A 1,705-nucleotide genomic window follows, 5' to 3' on the forward strand; every position below is an offset into this window, starting at 1 on the left:
GTGTGGGGCTTCCCCATGTGAGAGTAGGACATCGCCAGGCTCCAAATTTTAAGAATCGTTTAAAAAGCTTCTTTAATTGCTGATATAGCTCAGCCCGGTAGAGCGCACCCTTGGTAAGGGTGAGGTCCCCAGTTCGAGTCTGGGTATCAGCACCACTATTTAGTTGATTTGATTAGTCAAATTGACAACAGGATTTGTTTGACGACCATAGCATTGCGGACCCACCTGATTCCATGCCGAACTCAGTAGTGAAACACAATAGCGCCGATGGTAGTGTGGGGCTTCCCCATGTGAGAGTAGGACATCGTCAGACTTAAATTGCTTTATGCTGAATAGACACTGCGGAGTGGTAGTTCAGTTGGTTAGAATACCGGCCTGTCACGCCGGGGGTCGCGGGTTCGAGTCCCGTCCACTCCGCCACTTATTAAAAAGCCTCGCTAGAAATAGCGAGGCTTTTTTTATCTAAATAATGGTGTATCGCTTTTTGGTCAAGCGGCTGCCAGAAAGCTATAATAGCAATCTAGGTAATTAACTTGTCAATTCAGCTTCTTGTACACACCTTCGTTACTCTTTGTGTACTACTGATCAAGTTACCCCAACCACTACAAACCTTATCAACAGTTCCATCATAATTTTCAAAGGCTTGATTATCTAAATGATGCCGCCTCCTCTAACTTCAAACTTGCTCTATGGAATTCAGGTCAGGTGAATATGGCAGGAGTTTGGTGATACTAACAACAGAAACTGTATAGCCAATGTCTTAAATCATTCATCCTGCACTATCCATTATCACACCAGCATGCCTTCCTTTTTTGTTGCATTTGGTATTTGCTGGAGATATTGCCCCAGGGACAGCGACCGCTTCTCCTATTCACGGCTAGGGAACATTGAGTAAGAGATAGGTATATTCGAATTGTTTCTGTTTGATAGCTCGTGTGCACGTTCCTATTTTTGACCACAGTCTATGCTAAAAGCTTACTTTATCTTGAAACCAAACGTTCAACATGAGTGTATAATTGCTTATTAGTTCAAGTTATGGTTTGGTCAATTCGTCTAGTATAAAGCGACACAAAGTTATTTTTTGCTAACTGGTAAACCAGAAACTTCCCACGATCATGAATTTATAGCTTGATGATGATTTTGGTAACTAGGGATATTCTACAGCCTTGAAGGTAGTTCTATGAAATTAAGCTTTAACTTCGAAGATGCGAGCCAAATTTTTGTTGGGTCTTTTGCTTTGGCTGTACCTATTTCTTTTTCTGAAGAGGCGTGGAAGTTAGGGGAGACCTTACCGGCTGCTAATTTATTGTTGTTGTTTCTATTGTCCGCTGTGTTTCTAGGTTTTTATACTTATGAGAGCGTCTTCCAAAAGGATGTTGTCGCTCGCATCCCTGTGTTTGTTTTCAGAATAGTTATTGCTTATGTGATGACAGCATTGGTTGTTGCTTTGGTTCTAACTTGTTTGGATAAGCTGCCTCTATTAAGTGATCCAATAGTATCGATCAAAAGGGTGATCGTTATTTCCATGCCTGCGTCTATGGGAGCGATCGTAGTAGATAGTTTTGATAAAGAGTAAGTTGTATATCACTTCAATTTAAATAACCGCTAGAGTCTCTCTAGAGCTTATTTGATCACTATTAGGCCTTTTACTTCTATTGTAGTGGTACGGTGAATTTGGTCACTTAGTTAGAGGTGATATCATCAC

The 1,705-nt window shown here is 41.2% G+C and carries 1 protein-coding gene, 2 tRNA genes and 1 rRNA gene; all 4 read left to right on the forward strand.

Going from position 1 to position 1,705, the window contains the following annotated elements; all coding sequences use genetic code 11:
* Positions 1-78 precede the first annotated feature (78 nt).
* Positions 79-155 (forward strand) — tRNA-Thr (locus WR49_RS20635).
* 42 nt (positions 156-197) lie between these two features.
* Positions 198-313: ribosomal RNA gene (gene rrf / locus WR49_RS20640) — 5S ribosomal RNA — on the forward strand.
* Positions 314-343: 30 nt separating this feature from the next.
* Positions 344-420 (forward strand) — tRNA-Asp (locus WR49_RS20645).
* 760 nt (positions 421-1,180) lie between these two features.
* Positions 1,181-1,576, forward strand: coding sequence for a DUF2391 family protein (locus WR49_RS20650; protein ID WP_017056509.1), 396 nt, complete (start codon positions 1,181-1,183; stop codon positions 1,574-1,576).
* The last annotated feature ends 129 nt before the right edge of the window (positions 1,577-1,705 follow it).

The sequence above is a fragment of the Vibrio sp. ECSMB14106 genome (genome assembly GCF_000972265.1).
GTDB lineage: Bacteria > Pseudomonadota > Gammaproteobacteria > Enterobacterales > Vibrionaceae > Vibrio > Vibrio kanaloae.

Bases quoted from the DNA above. Each gene is read 5' to 3' on its own strand.
- WR49_RS20650 (WP_017056509.1), top strand. From the start codon at position 1,181: ATGAAATTAAGCTTTAACTTCGAAGATGCGAGCCAAATTTTTGTTGGG.